At 68.0% G+C, this 19,470-nt stretch carries 19 protein-coding genes and 1 tRNA gene; 9 read left to right on the forward strand and 11 right to left on the reverse strand.

Features of this window, described 5'->3' with window-relative positions; translation table 11 throughout:
- Window positions 1-24 precede the first annotated feature (24 nt).
- From IEW58_RS08810 to IEW58_RS08850, 9 genes are all read left to right on the forward strand, one after another.
- Complete coding sequence (locus IEW58_RS08810; RefSeq protein WP_188645845.1) at window positions 25-1,152, forward strand: hypothetical protein; 1,128 nt, start codon at window positions 25-27, stop codon at window positions 1,150-1,152.
- A 40-nt stretch (window positions 1,153-1,192) separates the two neighbouring features.
- Complete coding sequence (gene sseA, locus IEW58_RS08815; RefSeq protein ID WP_188644775.1) at window positions 1,193-2,041, forward strand: 3-mercaptopyruvate sulfurtransferase; 849 nt, start codon at window positions 1,193-1,195, stop codon at window positions 2,039-2,041.
- A 2-nt stretch (window positions 2,042-2,043) separates the two neighbouring features.
- A complete protein-coding gene (metC, locus tag IEW58_RS08820; protein WP_188644776.1) occupies window positions 2,044-3,249 on the forward strand; it encodes a cystathionine beta-lyase in 1,206 nt (401 codons plus the stop codon).
- Entirely contained in the window at window positions 3,249-4,253 is a 1,005-nt protein-coding gene (locus IEW58_RS08825; RefSeq protein WP_188644777.1) for a mechanosensitive ion channel family protein, read from the forward strand. Before metC ends, IEW58_RS08825 begins: the two co-directional genes overlap by 1 nt.
- 97 nt (window positions 4,254-4,350) lie before the next feature.
- Window positions 4,351-5,106, forward strand: coding sequence for a uroporphyrinogen-III C-methyltransferase (gene cobA, locus IEW58_RS08830; RefSeq protein WP_188644778.1), 756 nt, complete (start codon window positions 4,351-4,353; stop codon window positions 5,104-5,106).
- Complete coding sequence (locus tag IEW58_RS08835; protein ID WP_188644779.1) at window positions 5,103-5,399, forward strand: DUF2849 domain-containing protein; 297 nt, start codon at window positions 5,103-5,105, stop codon at window positions 5,397-5,399. The genes cobA and IEW58_RS08835 overlap by 4 nt, the downstream gene beginning before the upstream one ends.
- Window position 5,400: 1 nt before the next feature.
- On the forward strand, window positions 5,401-7,035 hold the full coding sequence (locus IEW58_RS08840; RefSeq protein ID WP_188644780.1) for a nitrite/sulfite reductase: 1,635 nt from the start codon (window positions 5,401-5,403) through the stop codon (window positions 7,033-7,035).
- The gene (locus IEW58_RS08845; protein WP_188644781.1) at window positions 7,028-7,495 is read left to right on the forward strand and encodes a DUF934 domain-containing protein; all 468 of its coding nucleotides are present in this window, start codon (window positions 7,028-7,030) and stop codon (window positions 7,493-7,495) included. Before IEW58_RS08840 ends, IEW58_RS08845 begins: the two co-directional genes overlap by 8 nt.
- Window positions 7,488-8,288 carry a phosphoadenylyl-sulfate reductase gene (locus IEW58_RS08850; protein WP_188644782.1) on the forward strand — a complete coding sequence of 267 codons (801 nt, stop codon included), beginning with the start codon at window positions 7,488-7,490 and terminating at the stop codon, window positions 8,286-8,288. Before IEW58_RS08845 ends, IEW58_RS08850 begins: the two co-directional genes overlap by 8 nt.
- Window positions 8,289-8,295: 7 nt before the next feature.
- On the opposite strand, the gene IEW58_RS08855 is transcribed toward IEW58_RS08850, so the two are convergent.
- The 11 genes from IEW58_RS08855 to ftsZ form a co-directional block, all read right to left on the reverse strand.
- Window positions 8,296-8,718, reverse strand: coding sequence for a hypothetical protein (locus IEW58_RS08855; RefSeq protein WP_188644783.1), 423 nt, complete (start codon window positions 8,716-8,718; stop codon window positions 8,296-8,298).
- A gap of 102 nt (window positions 8,719-8,820) precedes the next feature.
- Window positions 8,821-9,741 (reverse strand): NAD-dependent epimerase/dehydratase family protein, encoded by a 921-nt coding sequence (locus IEW58_RS08860; RefSeq protein ID WP_229658521.1) that lies wholly within the window; start codon window positions 9,739-9,741, stop codon window positions 8,821-8,823.
- Complete coding sequence (gene proB, locus IEW58_RS08865; RefSeq protein ID WP_188644784.1) at window positions 9,738-10,871, reverse strand: glutamate 5-kinase; 1,134 nt, start codon at window positions 10,869-10,871, stop codon at window positions 9,738-9,740. The genes IEW58_RS08860 and proB overlap by 4 nt, the downstream gene beginning before the upstream one ends.
- Window positions 10,872-10,920: 49 nt before the next feature.
- The gene (gene obgE, locus IEW58_RS08870) at window positions 10,921-11,979 is read right to left on the reverse strand and encodes a GTPase ObgE (RefSeq protein ID WP_188644785.1); all 1,059 of its coding nucleotides are present in this window, start codon (window positions 11,977-11,979) and stop codon (window positions 10,921-10,923) included.
- Between the two features lie 302 nt (window positions 11,980-12,281).
- Window positions 12,282-12,357, reverse strand: a tRNA-Ala gene (locus tag IEW58_RS08875).
- 89 nt (window positions 12,358-12,446) lie between these two features.
- Window positions 12,447-13,307 (reverse strand): hypothetical protein, encoded by an 861-nt coding sequence (locus IEW58_RS08880; RefSeq protein ID WP_188644786.1) that lies wholly within the window; start codon window positions 13,305-13,307, stop codon window positions 12,447-12,449.
- A gap of 182 nt (window positions 13,308-13,489) precedes the next feature.
- A complete protein-coding gene (locus IEW58_RS08885) occupies window positions 13,490-14,221 on the reverse strand; it encodes a Bax inhibitor-1/YccA family protein (RefSeq protein ID WP_188644787.1) in 732 nt (243 codons plus the stop codon).
- Window positions 14,222-14,320: 99 nt separating this feature from the next.
- Complete coding sequence (locus IEW58_RS08890) at window positions 14,321-15,130, reverse strand: pyrroline-5-carboxylate reductase family protein (protein ID WP_188644788.1); 810 nt, start codon at window positions 15,128-15,130, stop codon at window positions 14,321-14,323.
- Window positions 15,131-15,163: 33 nt separating this feature from the next.
- Window positions 15,164-15,673, reverse strand: coding sequence for a type III secretion system chaperone family protein (locus IEW58_RS08895; RefSeq protein WP_188645742.1), 510 nt, complete (start codon window positions 15,671-15,673; stop codon window positions 15,164-15,166).
- Between the two features lie 132 nt (window positions 15,674-15,805).
- Entirely contained in the window at window positions 15,806-17,575 is a 1,770-nt protein-coding gene (locus IEW58_RS08900; protein ID WP_188644789.1) for an SPOR domain-containing protein, read from the reverse strand.
- A gap of 105 nt (window positions 17,576-17,680) precedes the next feature.
- Window positions 17,681-19,339 carry a cell division protein FtsZ gene (gene ftsZ, locus IEW58_RS08905; RefSeq protein ID WP_188644790.1) on the reverse strand — a complete coding sequence of 553 codons (1,659 nt, stop codon included), beginning with the start codon at window positions 19,337-19,339 and terminating at the stop codon, window positions 17,681-17,683.
- Window positions 19,340-19,470 lie beyond the last annotated feature (131 nt).

The following is a 19,470-nucleotide window of genomic DNA, read 5'->3' on the forward strand; positions in this document are numbered from 1 at the left end:
GCTTGAACGGCACGCCCGGGAGCCATGAGACCACTCGCCCACACCAGCCTGCTCGTGCTTGCCACGTTGAGCGCGCCCTTCGGCGCATCGCTGGCTGCCCAGGAGGCGCCTGGCGGTTTCCGTCTACCGACGCCCACTCCCACACCGACGGACATCCAGGGCCCTGTCGATCCCGACGCACCGATCCTGACTCGCCCCCGCGCAACCGCACCCACGCCGACCCCAACGCCGACACCGCGCGCGACCCCGACGCCGACACCCACGCCGACGCCGCGGCCCACGCCGACCCAGCGGCCGGCGATCCAGCCAAGCAACAGCTCGCTCCCCCCGCGCTTCACGCCCCCCGCAGCGGCGCCGGCGCAGGAAACCCCGTCCGTGACGGCTGGGGCCAGCGCGTTTCCGACGGCGCCGGCGAGCACCCTGCCGACTGAATCTGCGCCCGTTCCGCTGCCGACCGCCTCGGCCACCGCGCTTCCCGAAACGGCAACCCGATCCGAAGGCATCCCCGGCTGGCTCTACGCGCTCGGCGGCCTGCTCGTTGTGGCCGCAGGCGCGGCGGTGTTCTTCGTTCGCCGGCGCGCGGGCGATGAGGCGGAAGCTCCACTCATAGAGCGACCGGTTGCCGCACCGCCGCGGGCCGACAACATTGTCGCAGAGCCTCCTGTCGCCGTCAGCGGGCCGCGGCTGACGATCGAGGCGCGGGCGCTCCGCCTTGCCCGAAGCATGATGTATGCGACGCTGAGCTACGAAGTCGTCGTCACGAATCGCAGTGGCCAGCCGCTCACAGACGTGAGACTCGGCGCCGATCTCGTTACCGCCCATGCGCGCATCCCGACCGAGCAGCAGATAGCCGATCCGCTCGTCCCGCTCGACCCGGTCCGAACGATCGAGCGGATCGATCCGGGCGCCAGCGTGCAGGTTTCGGGTGAGCTGCGCCTGCCGGTCGCCCAGATCCGCCCGATCCCGCACGGCAAGGCCGTGGTCTATGTTCCGCTGCTCCGCGTCCGGGCGCAAGCACAGGGGATCGAACCGTTGGCCCGTACTTTCGTCGTCGGCTTGCGTCCTGCGGGCATGGGCCAGCGGCTGCAGCCGTTCAGGCTTGACGAGATGCCGCAGACTTACAGCGCGGTGAGCCAGCACGCCCTCGACTGACACGCTCGACTGGACGCCGGCGCGCGGCTACCGTTCGCCGATGGACAGTCTCGTAAGCACGGAGTGGCTCGCCAGGGAACTTGGCGCAGCCGATCTCAAGGTAATCGACGCCTCCTCGCACCTGCCCGCCGTGGGCCGCAACGCGGGCGAGGAATTCGCCGCGGGGCACATTCCCGGCGCGCTTTTCCTCGACCTCGCCGGCCTGAAGGATGCGGGCTCGAGCGTCCCGAACGCCTTGCCCACCGCGCAGCAGTTCGCACAGCGCATGACGGCGCTCGGCATTTCCGCTGACGACCGCGTGGTCATCTACGACGACAGCGACGTAAAGACGTCCAGCAGGGCGTGGTTCATCCTGCGCATGAACGGGCTGCGAAACATCGCCATCCTCGATGGCGGACTGGGGAAGTGGAAAGCCGAAGGCCGGCCCCTCGAAAGCGGTGCTTCAGCCGCCGGCCAGGCACGCGAAGTCGAGGCGAGCGGCGACTGGAGCCGGGTGCGCACCAAGGCCGAAATGCTGGCCAACATCGACAGCGGCGCGGAGCAGGTGATCGACGCACGCGATGCGGGTCGGTTCACGGCAGAAACCGCCGATGCGATCCACGGCCTTGCCGGAGGGCACATTCCCGGCGCGCGGAACCTGTTCTTCCGCGACCTGCTGAACCCGGACGGTACGTTCCGTTCCGATGACGAGCTTCGCGCCGCCTTCGAACGCGCCGGCATCGACCTGTCGCGCCCGATCGTGACGAGCTGCGGCAGCGGGGTGACGGCCTCGGTCCTGCTGTTCGCGCTCCATCGGCTCGGCGTCGACGACGCCGCGCTCTATGATGGCAGCTGGAGCGAATGGGGCGCCGATCCCTCGACCCCGAAAGAAAGCGGAGCGGCCGCCTGACAATGGCGAAGAGGAACGCGCACGGACGCGGCACCCGCCTGGTCGAAGCCGGCCGCCGGGTCGAGTGGACCGGCCCGGTCGTCAACCCGCCGGTGTGGCGGGCGAGCACGCACCTCTATGCCGACACCGCCGCGCTCGACGAGTGCAAGCACCACAATGCCGACGGGCATTTCTTCTACGGCCGGCGCGGCGCGCCGACCCAGTGGGCGTTGGCCGACGCGTTGACGAGCCTCGAAAGCGGCGCCGTGGGAACGGTGCTCTACCCCAGCGGGGTCGCCGCGATCGCCGGCGCGCTGCTGGCGGTGCTCAAGCCAGGCGACGTGCTGCTCGTGACCGACAATGCCTATGAGCCGACCCGCGCCATGGCTCGCGGGCTGCTCGCCCGCATGGGAATAGAGGCGCGGTTCTTCGATCCGCTCGACCTTGCCGCTTTTCCGGAACGGTTCTGCGAGCGCACGAAGGCGGTCATGCTGGAAAGCCCCGGCAGCCTGACCATGGAAGTGTGCGACGTACCAGCGCTCGCGGCGGCCGCCCGCGAAAGGGGCGCGGCAACGATCATGGACAATACCTGGGCCGGCCCGCTCGGCTTCCAGCCGCTCGCGCACGGGTGCGACATTTCGGTGATGAGCCTGACCAAGCACGTCGGCGGGCATTCGGACTTGATGATGGGCTCGGCCTCGGCGGGCGAGAAGTGGCACGCGCGGCTGCGGCAGACTGCCCAGGCGCTGGGCCACGTCGTTTCGCCCGACGACGCTTCGCTGGCCCTGCGCGGTTTGCGCACGATGGGGGTTCGCCTGGAGCGCAGCACCGCCAGCGCGCTGGCGATTGCTCAATGGCTGCGGCAGCGCGCCGAGGTGGCGCACGTCCTGTGCCCGATGCTGCCCTGCTCGCCGGGGCATGACCTGTGGCAGCGCGATTTCACCGGCGGTTGCGGCCTGCTGAGCTTCGTCCTCGCCGGCAGCGACGAACCGGCCCGTTCACGGTTCATCGACGCGCTCGAGCTGTTCGGGATCGGTTTCAGCTGGGGCGGGTTTGAAAGCCTTGTGACGCCCTTCGATCCCGCGCCCATTCGCTCGCGAACGAATTGGCCGCCACCGGGCTGGCAGCAAGCCGACCGGCTGGGCGTGCGCCTCTCGATCGGGCTGGAGGATACCGCCGATCTGGTCGCCGACCTCGACCGCGCCTTCGCGGCGATGGAGCCACGCTGATGCAGGCCCGCGCCGCCGGGGCGGAAAACGAGATCCATGCCGCGGACGGACTGAAGCAGGCGGTGGCGGAAAAAAGCCACACCGCCGCCGGCATGGTCGAGACTCTCGACGACCTGGCGATCGACCTCGGCCATTCGCGCGTCTCGCTGTGGGACGCGCTGGTGTTCGTCACCATCATCGTCGGTGTCCTCGTCGCGGCGTGGTTCCTGAGCCGCGGCGCCCGCCATCTGCTGCGGCGGATGACGCGGCTCGATACCACCCAGCGGCTGCTCGCCGAAAAGCTCGTCACCATCGCCGTCTGGGCGCTGGCCATTCTCGTCGGGATCGATATCCTCGGGATCGACCTGACCGCGCTGGCGGTGTTTTCGGGCGCGTTCGGCCTCGCGATCGGATTCGGCCTGCAGAAGACCTTCGGCAACCTGATCGCCGGGATCATCCTGCTGATGGACCGCTCGATCAAGCCGGGTGACGTAATCGCCATTGCCGATGCGGCGGGCAATTCCACCTTCGGCCAGATCCGCAAGATCGGCATCCGCGCCGTCTCGCTGACCACGCGCGATCAGAAAGAATACCTGATCCCGAACGAGAACCTGATGGTCAATCAGGTGGAGAACTGGTCGTATTCCTCAAGGAACGTGCGGGTCCAGGTGCCGATCGGGATTGGCTACAATTCCGACATCGAGTTGGCCGAAAAGCTTATGCTGGAGGCCGCGAAGGGCGCAAAGCGGGTGCTCACCACCCCTCCCCCCGTCGTCTGGCTGGAGAAATTCGGGGACAGCTCGATCGACTTCCGCATCCACTGCTGGATCAACGATCCCGAAGAAGGTGTCGGGAACGTCCGCTCGGCAGTGCTCAAGAGGTTGTGGGTGCTGTTCAGGGACAACGGCATCGAGATCCCCTTCCCCCAGCGTGACGTGAACCTGAAGGACAGCGCGCAGCTGCGCCAGCTGGTGGCCGCCCTCGAACGGAGGGCAGGCATCGCGGCAGGCGAGCCGGAAGCCTAGCTTCCCAGGGGCCTATCCCAGCTTTCAAAATCGGCGCTACCGCGCCTGACAGGCAATCTGGCTGGCGAGCGGTCCTGGCCTCTCCCAATCAGGCGGGATGAAGAAAACAGGCACCGTCTATCTTGTCGGCGCGGGTCCGGGCGACCCGGATCTGCTGACGCTGCGCGCCGCGCGGCTGCTCGAACACGCGGAGCTGGTCGTTCACGACGGGCTCGTCGATCCCGCCGTGCTGGCGTTGGCTCCTCCGGCGGCGGAGCTCGTCTCCGTGGCCAAGAGCCGCGCGCGGCACACGCTGGCGCAGGACCAGATTAATGCGTTGCTGGTGCGCGAGGCGCGCGCCGGGCGCGATGTGGTGCGGTTGAAGGGCGGCGATCCGCTGGTCTTCGGGCGCGGTGGAGAGGAAGCCGAAGCCTGTCGCTTCGCCGGCGTGCCGGTCGAGATCGTTCCCGGCATCAGCGCCGCCAACGGCGCCGCCGCCGCCGCGCAGATCACGCTTACGCATCGCGACGCATCCAGCGTGGTCAGCTTCGTCGCCGGCCAGTGCAAGGGCCTGGCCGAACAGGACTGGGCGGGCCTTGCCGACAAGGGCCGCACGCTCGTCATCTACATGGGCGTCAAGACCGCGCCGCAGATCGCTGAAAAGCTCATGGGCGATGGCCTCGCGCCGGACATGCCGGTGGCTGTAATCGAGAACGCCTGCCGCCCCGAGATGCGCGTGCTCCGCGGGCCACTCGCAGCCCTACCCGATCTTGTCGTGCGCGAACGCGTGAAGAGCCCGGCGCTGATCGTGATCGGCGAAGTGACCGCGCGCGAGGATGCCGTCGTCGCGCAGCTGATGGAGACCATGGCATGAGGATCATCACCGGGAACGACCTGAAGTCCGGCGCGGTGACGTGGTGGACCGGCTACGACTGGTCGCTCCATGTCGAGGACGCGGTCGACGCCGGCGACCAAGCCGAAGCGATCATGGCCCGCGAAACCGCGACCTGCCGGGTCAACAATCCCTACATCATCGAAGGCGAGAAGACCGCCGACGGCGTGCGCCCCGCGCATATCAAGGACCGCATCCGGGCACTCGGGCCGACCGTGCGCCCGGACCTGACGCTCAAGCCCGCCGACCCCGAAGCCCGTGAATGGGTGATCTGACATGTACCGCTACGACAAATACGACCAGGCGATGGTCGACACCCGTGTCGAGGAATTCCGCGAACAGGTCCGCCGCCGCATCGAAGGCAAGATGGACGACGACCAGTTCAAGCCGCTGCGGCTGAAGAACGGGCTCTATCTCCAGCTCCACGCATACATGCTGCGTGTCGCCGTCCCGTACGGCACGCTCAATTCGGCGCAGATGCGCACGCTGGCTGACATCGCGAGGCGGTATGACCGTGGCTACGGCCATTTCACCACCCGGCAGAACATCCAGTACAACTGGATCAAGCTGGCCGAGGCGCCCGACATTCTCGCCGATCTGGCGGAGGTCGAGATGCACGCGATCCAGACCAGCGGGGAATCGATCCGCAACGTATCGTCCGATCATTATGCCGGAGCCACCGCCGACGAGGTGATCGACCCGCGTCCGTGGGCCGAGATGCTGCGGCAGATGACCACCTTCATGCCGGAATTCAGCTACCTCCCGCGCAAGTTCAAGATCGCGGTGATCGCGAGCGCCGAGGACCGGGTGGCGCTGCGCTGGCATGACTTCGCGCTGCGGATCGTCCGCAACGCGGCTGGCGAGATCGGGTTCGAGGTGTTCCTCGGCGGCGGCATGGGCCGCACGCCCTTCATCGCCTACCGCAGCCGCGAGTTCCTGCCCGCGAACCAGATCTTCAGCTACCTGCAGGCCGTCCTGCGCGTGTGGAACCGCCACGCGCGGCGTGACAACATCCACAAGCAGCGCATGAAGATCCTCGTCCACGACCTTGGGCAGGAGGAATTCACCCGCCAGGTGGAGGAGGCGTTCCAGCACTTCCTTTCGCTGGGCGAGGATTTCCCGCAGGCGGAATACGACCGGATCGCAGCCTACTTCGAACCGCCCGCGTTCGAGCAGGGGCTGAGCGACGAGATCGACCTGTCGGACCCCGCCTTCGCCGCCTGGGTCAAGCAGCAGGTCGTCGCGCACAAGGCGCCCGGTTACGCGATTGCCAACATCAGCCTGAAGCCGGTGGGCGGCATCCCGGGCGACATCTCCGCCGAGCAGATGGAGCTGGTCGCGGATCTGGCCGAGCGCTTCAGCTTGGACGAGCTGCGCTCCACCCACGCGCAGAACCTCGTCCTGCCGCACGTGCGCAAGGCGGATCTCCACACCGTCTGGCAGGCGCTCGTTTCGGCCGGACTGGCGGATGCGAACCTCGATCTGGTGACCGACGTGATCGCCTGTCCGGGCCTCGATTATTGCAGCCTGGCCAATGCGCGCTCCATCCCGGTCGCGCAGAAGATCGTCGAGCGGTTCGCGGATGCCGGGCGCCAGGCCGACATCGGCGAGCTCAAGATCAAGGTATCGGGCTGCATCAACGCCTGCGGTCACCACCACGCGGGCAACATCGGCATTCTCGGCGTCGATCGGAAAGGCAGCGAGAGCTACCAGCTCCTCCTCGGCGGATCAGGTGACGAGGACACGACGCAGGCGAAGATCGCCGGTCCAGGGTTCGACGAGGACGGCATCGTCGACGCGGTCGAACGCGCGGTGGAGCATTACCGCGTGATCCGCGAGGGCGGCGAACGCTTCATCGACACCTACCGCCGCGTCGGAATGGAAGGCTTCAAGGAGGCAATCTATGGCTGAGAGCGGCAACCCCACACCCGCCGCGACCGAGGAATTCTCGGCCGGTCTGCGTTTTCGCGACGATGCCCCGGCGGATGAGCCGGCAGTATCGCTCGATGCGTTCCTCGAACAGGAGGAAGCGGATTCGGTGCGCATCGAGGCGGGCGAGGACGTCACCGTGCTCCTCCCCCATCTCGAACGCCTGCGGCTGATCGAGGTGGACTTCCCGAAGTTCCGCGACGGCCGGGGCTTCTCCACCGCGCGGATGCTGCGTGAGGCGGGCTACACCGGAGAAATCAAGGCGACCGGCGACGTGCTGGTCGATCTCATCTTCTTCATGCGCCGCTGCGGCTTCGACAGCTTCGCGCCGGACAAGCCGATCGACCCCGCCGACGCGGAGGTGGCGCTGACCCGGTGGGAGCACGTCTATGTGCCCGCCGCGGATGACCGGGTGCCGATCTGGAAATTGCGCCATGGCTGATCTCGGCATCGGCCGCCTCGTAGACCGGATCGACAGCGCGCCGCGCTTCGCCGCAGCCGACGCCATTCGCCTCAACCAGGCTTACCGCGCCAGCGACACGCGCGCGGTGCTCGACGCCGTGCTGCACGAAGGGGTGGCCGGGCGCGTGGCGGTCGTCTCCAGTTTCGGCGCGGAGAGCGCAGTCCTGCTGCACCAGGTGGCGCAGGTCGCCTCCCATACCCCGGTACTCTTCCTCGACACCGGCAAGCATTTCCCCGAAACGCTCGCCTATCGCGACGAGCTGGTCGCCCATCTCGGGCTGACCAATCTCCAGGTGCTGGCGCCCGATCCTGCCTTGCTGGATGCGCGCGACGGCAATGGCCTGCGTTGGTCGTTCGATCCCGACGGTTGCTGCGAGATTCGTAAAGTGCTGCCGCTCGCCGCCGCGCTGGCCGGTTTCGACGCGACGCTGACAGGGCGAAAGGCGTTCCAGGCGAGCACCCGGGCCAACCTGCCGCGGTTCGAGCTCGATCACTCCGATGCCCTGGGGCGGCTGAAGATCAACCCGCTGATCGACTGGCAGGCGGATGACCTTGCCACATACGTAGCGGCGCACGGCCTGCCGCCTCATCCGCTGGTGGAGGCTGGCTATCCCTCGATCGGCTGCTCGCCGTGCACCAGCAAGGTGGCGCCGGGGGAAGACCCGCGTTCGGGCCGGTGGAAGGGCTGGGACAAGACCGAGTGCGGCATTCACTCGCCGGTCAAGCTCGGGCCCGACGGCGAGCTGCCGCCGGGCTACGAACCGTTTCTCTGAAGCCTGGTCAGCCCTCGACCCGCTCTATGGTCGCCGTCTTCTTGGTGACCGGGTTGTAAGAGGTCCATTTGCCGTTCTCGACCTTCTCGTCGGAACAGATCTGCTGCTCGCCCGGACCGTCCTTGGTCCAGCAGTACTGCGCGCTCGACTTCTGCTCCCAGCGGCCGGTCTCGACGACTTTGCCATCGACGGTATCGGCATAAGTGCCGTCTGCCCTCACTTCTTCCATCACCACTTGGCCATCGGGCGAAGTGACCTTGAACGTACCGGTCGAAGGTTTGCCATCGGCGGCCATCGTGGTCGCAGCCGGAGCCGGCGCCGCGGCAGCGGTGTCGGTCGCCGCCGGTGTGGCGGTTTCGTCGGTATTGGTGGCAGGCTTCGAACATGCGGCGAGGGCCGCCACGGCTGCAATGAGAATGACCTTGCGCATCTTGTGAGTCCCCTGTCCTCAGCGACGGCGGCCTCGTGCCGCCAACACGACTCGCGATCCTGTGCGAAGACTAATCCCGATACTCGCGAAACGCCAAACGGATCAGAGCCAGCCCTGCTCGCGGTACCAGCGGGCAGTCGCCTTGATCCCGTCGCGGGTCTGGATGCGGGGTTGCCACAATTCGGCGGGCACGGCGCGGCTCTCGTCCACCAGCCAGTCGGGGTGGAGCATGTAGCCGACACGGTCGGCAGTCAGCCGCGCGCGGGAGCGGCGGACCAGCCGATCGGCACGCGCAGCGTGGGTCAGCATCGTGCGCGAAAGATGAATCACCATCGGCCGGCGTCCGACCGCCCAGCCGATCACGCGGGCAAGCTCCCGATGCGACCACCCGCCGTTGTGGCCGTCGTCCGGCTCGAAAGTACGGTGGACCGCGCTCTCGCTGGGCGGAACGAGCGCGACGAGCAGATCGGCAAGGTCATGAACGTGGATCAGCGAGCTGCGGCCGGGCGGCGGCACCGGCACGATGCCGCGTCGCGCCAGCTTGAACATCTCCAGATAATCGACGTCCCACGGGCCGTATACGCCAGGCGGGCGCACGATGGTCCAGTCCAGCCCGCTCGCCATGACCAGCCGTTCGGCCCGCTCCTTCGAAGCGCCATAGGCCGATAGCTGCGGCTCGCGCGCGGAGAGCGAGGAGACGAACACGAACCGCCGCACGCCGGCCCGCGCGGCGGACTCGATCATCGCCATGGTGCCGGCGACGTTGGCCTCCTCGAACCTGGCGGGATCAGTCGCTGTCGTCAGCCCGGCGACGTGTACGACCGCCTCCGCGTCCGCCACCAACCGCTCGATCGCCGCCCGGTCACCCAGGCCGCCCTGCACCCATTCGGTCGAACCGCCGGCATCCTGGGGCACGGTGCGCGCCAGTCCGCGCACGGCGTAGCCCGCCTGCTCGAGCGCGCCGCGGGTCGCCCGGCCGACGAATCCGGTACCGCCGGTGAGCGCAACCAGCGGCTTGCTCACAGCAGCACCATGTGATCGCGGTGCACGACCGCCGAGCGCGGCGCATAGCCGAGCAGCGCCGCCTGCTCGCCCGCCTTGCGGCCGGCGATCGCGCGGCACTCGGCGGCAGAATATTCCACCAGCCCCTGCGCCAGCCGGTCGCCCTTGCGCCCATGGATCGCGACGAGGTCGCCGCGCGCGAAATCGCCGTCGACCGCGACCACGCCAGCCGCCAGTATGCTCGACCCGCCTTCGAGAGCGGAGGCGCAGCCGTCATCCACCGTCAGCACGCCCGCCGGAGCCAGCCGCCCGCCGAGCCACGCCTTGCGGCCTGCATCGCGGCGATGCGCGTGGAACAGGGTGCCGCGATTCTCCTCCACCGCGCGCGCGAGCGCGCGCTGGAAAGTGCCGTTGACGATCGCCAGCGCGATCCCCGCACGCCCGGCAATCTCCGCTGCCTGCAACTTGGAGACCATGCCGCCCGACCCCATGCCCGAACCGGAACCCGCACCCGCCATCGCGCGCACGGTATCGTCCACCCCGCTGACCTCTCGCACCAGCTCGGCGGCAGGATCCGCCGGGTCGCGGTCGAACAGGCCGTCCACGTCGCTGAGCAGCACGACCGCATCCGCGCCCGCCGCCTGAGCCACCCGCGCCGCCAGCCGGTCGTTGTCCCCGAAGCGGATTTCGGCGGTGGCCACGCTGTCGTTCTCGTTGACCACCGGAACAGCGCCCTGCTCGAGCAGCCGCGCGAGGGTGGACGAGGCGTTGAGATAGCGCCGCCGATCCTCCAGGTCGTCGAGGGTGACGAGCATCTGCGCCGCCGTGAGGCCATGCGCCGCGAGCAGTTCGGCCCAGACCGCAGACAGCGCGATCTGGCCGACCGCCGCGGCGGCCTGCGCGTCGGCAAGGTTCGCCCTGCCGCCCTGGGCGAGGCCGAGCCGCGCGGCACCGAGCGCGATCGCGCCCGAACTCACCACCACGACTTGCTGACCGCGCACCCGCGCCGCGGCGATCTCGGCGACCAGGCTTTCGAGCCACTGCCGGCGAACGGCTCCCCCGCGCTCGACCAGCAGCGCGGAGCCGACCTTCAGCACCAATCGGGCGCACAGGGCGGGATCGTGAATCTGGGAGAGCGCGGTGATCGCCATGGCCCGCCGATTAGCCGAGGCCGCGCTCCCCGTCACCTGGATCGGTCACCTAGATCGGCGACCACTCGCCGCCGCCGGCTGGCTCTTCCTCCACTTCGCCGCCCTTGGTTTCGGTCGCGGTGCGGTCGGGCAGATAATCGAGCACTGCGTCGAGCAGGCGGTCGATCCCCGCGCCGGTCGCGCTCGATACGAAAAAGATCCTGTCGGCGCCCGCGGCGCGCAGTTCCTTGGCGTAATCTTCCGCCAGCTCGGCGTCCGCGAGATCGACCTTGTTGAGGGCGATCAGTCGCGGCTTATCCTCCAGCCCTTCTCCATAGGCGGCAAGCTCGTCCTCGACGATGCGCAGCGCCTCGACCGGGTCCACTCCGCCGATGTCTATCAGGTGGATCAACACCCGGCAGCGCTCGATATGGCCGAGGAAACGATCGCCGATGCCAGCCCCGTCGGCAGCGCCCTCGATCAGGCCGGGAATGTCAGCCAGCACGAATTCGCGATTGCGATGGCGCACCACGCCCAGCTTGGGCACCAGCGTGGTGAAGGCATAGTGTCCCACTTTCGCCTGCGCGTTGGAGACCTGGTTGATGAAAGTGCTCTTGCCGGCGTTGGGCAGCCCGACGAGTCCGACGTCCGCCAGCAACTTGAGCCGCAGCCAGACCCACGCTTCCTGCGCGGGAATGCCCTGCTGGTGCTGGCGCGGCGCGCGATTTGTGCTGGTCTTGTAGCTCGCGTTGCCGCGACCGCCCATGCCGCCTTCGAGCAGGACAACACGCTGGCCGACTTCGGTGAAATCGGCGAGCACCTCTTCCTTGTCCTCCGACAGGATCTGGGTGCCGACCGGCACCTCGATCACGAGGTCGGGCGCGGAGGCGCCGGTGCGGTCCTTGCCCATCCCATGCCCGCCGCGCTGCGCCTTGAAGTGCTGGGTGTAGCGAAAGTCGATCAGCGTATTGAGGCCGGCAACCGCCACGAACACGATGTCCCCGCCCTTGCCGCCATTGCCACCATCGGGCCCGCCGTATTCGACGTACTTCTCTCGCCGGAAGCTGACAGCCCCCGGTCCGCCCGCTCCGGACTTGAGGTAGATCTTGGCCTGGTCGAGAAAATGCATGAGAGACCTGATAGGTAGAAAGCGGGGGACGCGGGAGTCTTGTTTTTCGCACCCGCCTCCGCGGGTGCATCCTCGGTGCTACTTCCTTCGCCTCGCTACGGAGCACATGCGGGCGGCCGTTCGGCCTCGCGCCCCGCTGGTCGCGGTCCGATCCCGCGCGCAAGATCCGGGTCGCGAGAGCACGGACTTGTGTCCAGCAAGCGCGAACGCGCGCCCGCAGCACCGGAGGTGCGAGGATAACGCACGCGCGGAGGCGCGTGCGGAAACAGGAAACCACCAGTTTCTGATTTTCAATCGGAAACTGGTGGAGCCGAGGGGGATCGAACCCCTGACCTCGTCATTGCGAACGACGCGCTCTCCCAGCTGAGCTACGGCCCCGTTCCAGTTCCTTTCCTCGCCAGCCGGCGGGGAGCGCGCCCCTTAGGCCAAGCCGGACCGGCTTGCCAAGCGCAAATGCGCCGCTTTCGCTAGCTGTCGGTGCCGGTGGTCGTGGGCTGAACCGATGGCAGCGTGATGACGGGCTCCGCCGCCGGCTGCTGCTGCGGGGTCAGCACGATTACCGGCTGGCCGGCTGCGCTGGCGGTCGCCGTCGTCGTTGCCGGACCAAGCGTTGGCGTCGCCCCAACCACGGTCGCTCCCGGCGGAACGGTAACTGCCGGATCGAGCGGGTTGATATAGCCGGTCGTGGCAGCCGCAACGGCCGGGGGCGGCGGCCCGTACTCGGCATCCCACCGCGCCAGGTCGGTCCGGTAGGTGTCGTACAACCCGAAGAAATCGATGAAGACCTGCTCGATCCGGGGCAGCGAACGCGCGGCGAACGCATCGAGATCGGCCGGTGCGAGCGTGGGTATTTCCTGCGCAACCGCCAGCGAGGTGTCGCAGAAGTTCTTCCGGACCGGCGGGAGGGCGAAGTAGTTGTAGACCTGGGTCATGTAGCCATCGAGCACATCGCGGAAGCCGGGACCGTACTTCTGGCGGAACTCGCTCTCCAGCGTCTTGTTCGCAGCCGAAAGCCCGCGGGCCTGGTCCTTGAGCAACGACTTGTACCCCTGGAGGATCGGGTCGTACTCAAGCTCGAGGCAGTTGAGCGCGGCGACGTTGAGCGCCGAACGCAGGTTCCAGGTCGTCTGCGCCGGAGTCAGCCCGAAGTTCACGGTGTGGCGAAGGCCATCGAACTGCACCCCGGGGATCGGCATCCCTTCGTACGAGCCCATCGGCGCGATGGGACGCGGCGGGATGACCTTGGGCGGGGGCGGAGGAGGCGGCGGCGGGGGTGGAGGCGGCGTCGCGCAACCGGCCAGCACGGCAAGACCCGCCGCGACAGCCATCAATCTAATTCGGCCAGCAGTCATCGAAAACATGCGGCGCGGCCCTCCCTAGCCCGCATCGGATATCAATCCGCACCTTTCGCGCGGCTGAAGAGATATTGTCCTACCGGCTAACGCCGGCAAAGAAAATGCCCGGGATGCTTGGCACATCCCGGGCACGATGAAGCGAGTCCGTGCTGCGGTCAGTTGCGGCTCTGGCCCATGAAGCGCAGCAGGAAGAGGAACATGTTGATGAAGTCCAGGTAGAGGTTCAGCGCACCCAGGACCACTGCCTTGCCGGCCCACTCGGTGCCGCGCAGGTGAGCGTACTGCTCCTTCAGCTTCTGCGTGTCGTAGGCGGTGAGGCCTGCGAAAATCAGCACGCCGATGAAGCTGATGGCATACATCAGCGGCTCGGACTGGACGAACATGTTGACGATGCTCGCGACCAGCAGGCCGACCACGCCCATGATCAGGAACGTGCCCATCCCGCTGAGGTTCTTCTGCGTGGTGTAACCCCACAGGCTCAGGCCGGCGAAGGCCGCAGCCGTGGCGAAGAAGGTCACCGCGATCGAACCCCCGGTATAGACGAGGAAGATCGTCGACAGCGACAGGCCCATCAGGACCGCAAAGGCCCAGTACATGCCCTGAAGCGTCGTCTTGCTGAAACGGTTGGCACCGAAGCTCATCGCGAAGACGATGGCCAGCGGAGCAAGCGCCACGAGCCACATCAGCGGACCGGTTGCGAAAGTATATGCGAGGCCGGAATTGGCCGTCAGCAGCGCGACGACGCCGGTCAGCAGGACGCCGCTCGCCATGTAGTTGTAGATCGACAGCATGTGCTGCCGCAGACCTGCGTCGAAAACGACCGCGCCGCCGGCGCGCGGAACCGAGCCGAAGCCGGTCGTCGTCGTGCGTGGTTCATAATCGGCCATTTGTTTCCTACTCCAGATGCCCATCGCGAGATGCGCGGGCGGTAGGTGAAATATCGAGGTTCGGGCCGCTCTTTTCAAGCGAAACCGGACATGGCGCGATTAACCTTCTTCGCGCGCTGCCCCGGCCATTTCGCGGCCCCGATCACGCGCCGCGCGAAGGGTTTCGGTAAGCAGCCGGACGAGCGCCTCGTCGGCATCGAGCACGTCGAGACCCTTCTGCGTCATGCCCCCGGGACTGGCGACCCGACGCGCGAGCTCGGCGGGCGAATAAGACGATTGCGCAGCCAGCGCCGCCGCCCCTTCGACCATCTGCACCGCCAGCCGCTGCGCCTGTCCTGCATCGAGCCCCAGCCGCGTCGCACCCGCGGCCAGCGCATCGATGAAGCGGTAGAGGAAACCCGGCCCGGAACCCGCGAGCGCGGTGACCAGTTCGAACTGGCTCTCGTCCGCGAGCCATTCGGCCGTGCCGAGCGCGGCCGCCAGTTCGGTAACTTCTTCGCGCCTGCGCTCGTCCAGTCCTTGCGCCAGCAGCGCGACTGGGGATTTGCCGAGCGCCGCCGCGAGATTGGGCATCACCCGCACCGCGCCCGCCGCGCGGGGGAAAAGCCGCGCGAGGGTGGACAGCTCGATCCCGGCGAGCACCGACAGGACGACCGTCTCCGGCCCTGCAACCGGCTCGAGCCCGGGCGCCGCTTCCGCCAGCTTCTGCGGCTTCATGCCCAGCAGCAGGTAATCGAACTCGCCCTCCGGAACCCCGGTGACAAACCGCATTCCCGGCGGGACTGGCTTCGGACTGGGTCCGCACGCGGTGACGCTCGCGGGATCGAGGCCGGCGCGCAGCCAGCCCTCGACGATCGCGCCGGTCATCGTGCCGAAGCCTGCGACGAGGATGGTGGGAGTGCGGTTCATCCGCCGGGCACTACGCATCCCGCGCGGGCGGCGCTAGGCTTCTCCGGCGGCGTCCACCATCGCGCTTGCCAGCGCGTCCTTGGGGGACTTGTCGCCCCACAGCACGAACTGGAACGCCGGATAGAAGCGGTCGCACTCGTCGACGGCCGTCTCGACCAGTCCCTGCGCCTGGCTGAGGCTCAGTAGCCCTTCGTCACCGAGCAGCAGGCCGTGGCGGTAGACCAGCATCCCGCCCTGCGACCACACATCGAAGTGTCCGAGCCAGAGCTGCTCGTTGACCAGCGCAAGAAGCTCGTGCGCGGCGCGGCGCTTCGCCTCGGTCACGCGCACATCGGGCAGGCACAGCAGCTGGAGGACATTGTCGTGTGTGCGCCAGATCGCGCGGATCTGGTAATTCGCCCAGGCGCCCTGCACTTCGCCCGAGATCTCTTCCTGCGAGACCACCTCGTGCGGCCAGCCGCGCGCTTCGAACAGCGCCGCGAGCATGTCCACCGGCGCGGCGTCGTCACCCATGGGGGCGTAGTCTTCGTGCTCGGTTCTCATCATGGCTGGTCCGTCGGTCGCATCGGCTGGTGATTGGAGCGCCCGGCGCGGCCCGGCAATCGCCGCCTGGTTAACGGTTGGGGACAACCCGATAACCCTGTTCACAGCCTGTGCAAAACCGGTGGGCAGCCCCTACTTGAGCGGCGTGACGTCCTCGCCTTCGTCGCTGGTGAAGGTGAAGGAATCGATTTCCGCCGCCTTGAGGTCGTTGACGAATTTGGCGGCATCCTTTGCCGAGGCGAAAGGCCCCGTCACCAGCCTGCGCGTCTCGCCCCACTTGGCCGTGTAGGCGTCCCGCTTGCCGAGAAGCTGAGGCGCCTTCTTGCCGTACTTGCGCCAGTCGAAAGCGAGCGCCTTCACGTCCTTGCCCGTGGCGACCTGGACCCACACGCGGCTCGGCACTTTCGGCTTGGGAGGCGGCGGGGGAGGTGGTGGCGGCTTGGGCGGCTCGACCACCTCGCGCTTCGGCTTGATCGCGGTGATGTCGACCGCGCCGGCAGCGGGTGCCTTCGCAATGCTGGCGTTGTTGAACTCGGCAAACGCAGCGCCAAGGTCGATCTCGTTCGGCACCGCCTCGCTCGCGGGCGGAGGTGCCGGAGTGATGACCACGGGCGCGGCGGCCGGCGTGGTCACTGACGACTGAGACTGGCTCGGCCCCGATGCTCCCGGCTGAACCGGAGCGATGGCAACCCCCGGCGCGCCCGTCGCGGGCGGAAGCTGAGCCACGACCACCGGCTGCGGCGGCAACTCGCTAGCGCGCGAAGTAGGCGTGGGCGAAGGAGGCGGCGGCGTCGGGATTCGCGCCGAGCGTTGGATGCTCCCGGAGGCAGACCTGGTCCGAGCGACTGGCGCGGGATCGGCCCGGGCAACGACCACGGGCGGCTTCTTCGCGGCGGCGACTGCTGCTTCGCGCTGCTGGCGGGCCAGCGCGGCCGCGCGCTTCTCCTGCTCTCGCTGGCGCTTCCTGTCAGCGGAGGATTGCCGCGTGCTGGAGGCGGTGCCCCCTTTCGCCTTGGGGCCAAGCGGCGCGCCGGCCGGGGCGAGGCGGCTGTCCGGACTGCGCTGGCTGACCGGCACGCTGACCGGGCCCGCGTACTGTGCGAAGCGCGGATCGTCACGGCCGATCTGGGCCGCCCGGGGGAACGCGCCGAGGTTGCCTGCCGCGGCCTGCTGCGCGCGGGTCAGCTTCGGCATGTAGCTCAAATAGGGGGTGATGCGGCTTGCGAGGTCCCGGGGCATGACCGCTTCGACGATCGAAACCGCCTCGGCTTCTTCGCCGAGCACCGCCAGGCCGAAGGCCCGCGCGCGGTATGCGGCGAAATCACGGCGCTGGAGCAACGGCAGGAGCGCCGCCTCGAAACCCTTCTTGTCGCCCGATATCGCGAGGCTGAGACCCAGCCGGCGGCTGATCTCGGGATCGGGCCCCTGCGTCAGCGCGAGGCGGTATTGCGCCTGCGCCGAGGCATTATCGCCGACAAGGTCGAATGCCAGCCCCCGGTCCGCCGCCAGCGTCACCGGCGGCGCGCCGGCAGCCTGCGCCTGGTCGAACAACTGCAGCGCCTCGATCGGCCGATCCGACTTGAGGTTCGCCGCGGCCAGGCCCGCCTTCACCCGTGCATCGCCCGGCCGGATCACGTCGGCGCGCCCGAAGAACCCTGTCGCCGCGTCGATGTCGTCGAGCGCCAGCGAGGCGCGCCCCGCCGCGATAAGCGCATCGAAATCCGCCGGGCTGCGCGCCAGCCGGCGGAGCGCTTCCTTCAGTTCGGAAGCGGCGGGTGGTGGAACCGCCTGCACCACCGCGTAATCCTGCGCGGCCACGGCGGCGCTGCCCAGGACCATCGGCAGGGCCGCCAGCAACGGGGCGGCGGCGCGGTACAGAATGGTCGGCTTGCGATCTGGCATCGTCGTGCAGCTTCTGCCCGAACCGGGCTGAACCGAAGACGAACGGATCAGCCCGCTAGGGGAACCGCCCCGGGGCCGGTTCCACGGCTCCGGGGCAAAGCGTCCCTACTGGTTGTTCTGCCGGCCGAGGAAACGCGGGATCGAAAGCGACGCGGAGCCGCTGTCGTCATCACCCTCGTCCTCTTCTTCCTGTTCACCGGCACGATTGCCCCCGCGCGACAGGTTGGCCATCCGTTCGAACAGGGTGCTGCCGGCTCCGGAGCCGCCACCCGCTCCACCGCCAGCGCCGCCGCTGTCGCCGCCTGTCACCAGCCCGCGCCTGCGGCCACCGCCGAGCATCGGCTTGACCGGCTCGTCACGCTCGGCCAGCCGGTCGGCATCGAGCAGAAGCTCGTCCTGGCCGGAACCGCCAGGCGCCCCGAGATCGAGCGGCTCGTCATCGTCCGCATCGCCCCACAGGTCATCGCCCTCGGCTGCCGGCCCGCCATGCGCTCCGGCGGCATGGTCTTCGGGTTCCTCGTTGCGCAAGCCGGCGAGCGGATCGACGATGCCATCGACGTCGTCGTCGTATTCCTCGCCCTCGTCTTCCTCGTCGCCGAATCCCGAAGGCATCGCGCCAAGGTCGAGCGGCTCGCGCTCATCCTCACCGGCCGGGGAAGCGAACGCCGGCTCGGGCTGCTCCTCCGTTTCAGCCGGAAGTTCGAACTCGTCTTCCGCCGGCAGTTCGAGCACCGGCTTCTTGGGGGCGCGCGAAGCACCCAGTGCGAACGAGCGCGGCTGGTTCATCGCAACGTCGCCGGTGCCGTCTATGCCGGTCGCGACGACCGAGACGCGGATCTTGCCCTGGAGGTCCGGGTTGAACGCCGAACCCCAGATGATGTTGGCGTCTTCGTCGACCAGCTCGCGGATGTGGTTCGCCGCCTCGTCGACTTCGAGCAGCTTCATATCCTCGCCGCCGATGATCGAGATGATCACGCCCTTGGCGCCGGCCATGCTAACGCCGTCGAGCAGCGGGTTGGCGATCGCGCGTTCGGCGGCCTCGAGCGCGCGGTTCTCGCCCTCGCCCTCGCCGGTGCCCATCATCGCCTTGCCCATTTCCTGCATCACCGAGCGAACGTCGGCGAAGTCGAGGTTGATGAGGCCCGGCATGACCATCAGGTCGGTGATCGAGCGAACGCCCTGCTGGAGCACTTCGTCAGCCAGCCCGAACGCTTCCTTGAAGGTGGTTTCCGCCTTGGCGACCAGGAACAGGTTCTGGTTGGGAATGACAATCAGCGTGTCGACGTGGCGCTGAAGTTCGTCGATGCCTGCCTCCGCCGCGCGCATCCGCCGGGTGCCTTCGAAGAGGAAGGGCTTGGTCACCACGCCGACGGTCAGAACCCCCTTGCGCCGGGCCGCTTCGGCGATGACCGGCGCGGCGCCCGTGCCGGTGCCGCCGCCCATGCCGGCGGCGATGAAGCACATGTTCACGCCTTCCAGCGCGTCCTCGATCTCGGCGACCGTTTCTTCGGCGGCAGCCTTGCCGACTTCGGGACGCGCGCCGGCACCCAGGCCGCCGGTGATATCCGGACCAAGCTGGATGCGCTTGCCGGCCGACGAGGCGCCGAGCGCCTGCGCGTCGGTATTGGCGACGATGAAATCGACACCCTCGATCTCGGCGGCGATCATGTTGGCAATCGCGTTTCCGCCGGCCCCGCCGACCCCGATGACGGTGATCTTGGGCCGCAGTTCGTCGGTAGCGGGAGGACCGATATTGATGCTCATTGGGCTTCCCTCCGGGGAACATTCAGACAGTGATGGTTTCGCATCACAGATTGACACAAAGCGATAGAGGCGAGGATGGTATCCGAAACCTTATCCACAACGGTTAACGACCAATAGCGCAAGGAAATTCC

It is taken from the genome of Tsuneonella deserti (assembly GCF_014644315.1).
Classification (GTDB): Bacteria; Pseudomonadota; Alphaproteobacteria; order Sphingomonadales; family Sphingomonadaceae; genus Tsuneonella; species Tsuneonella deserti.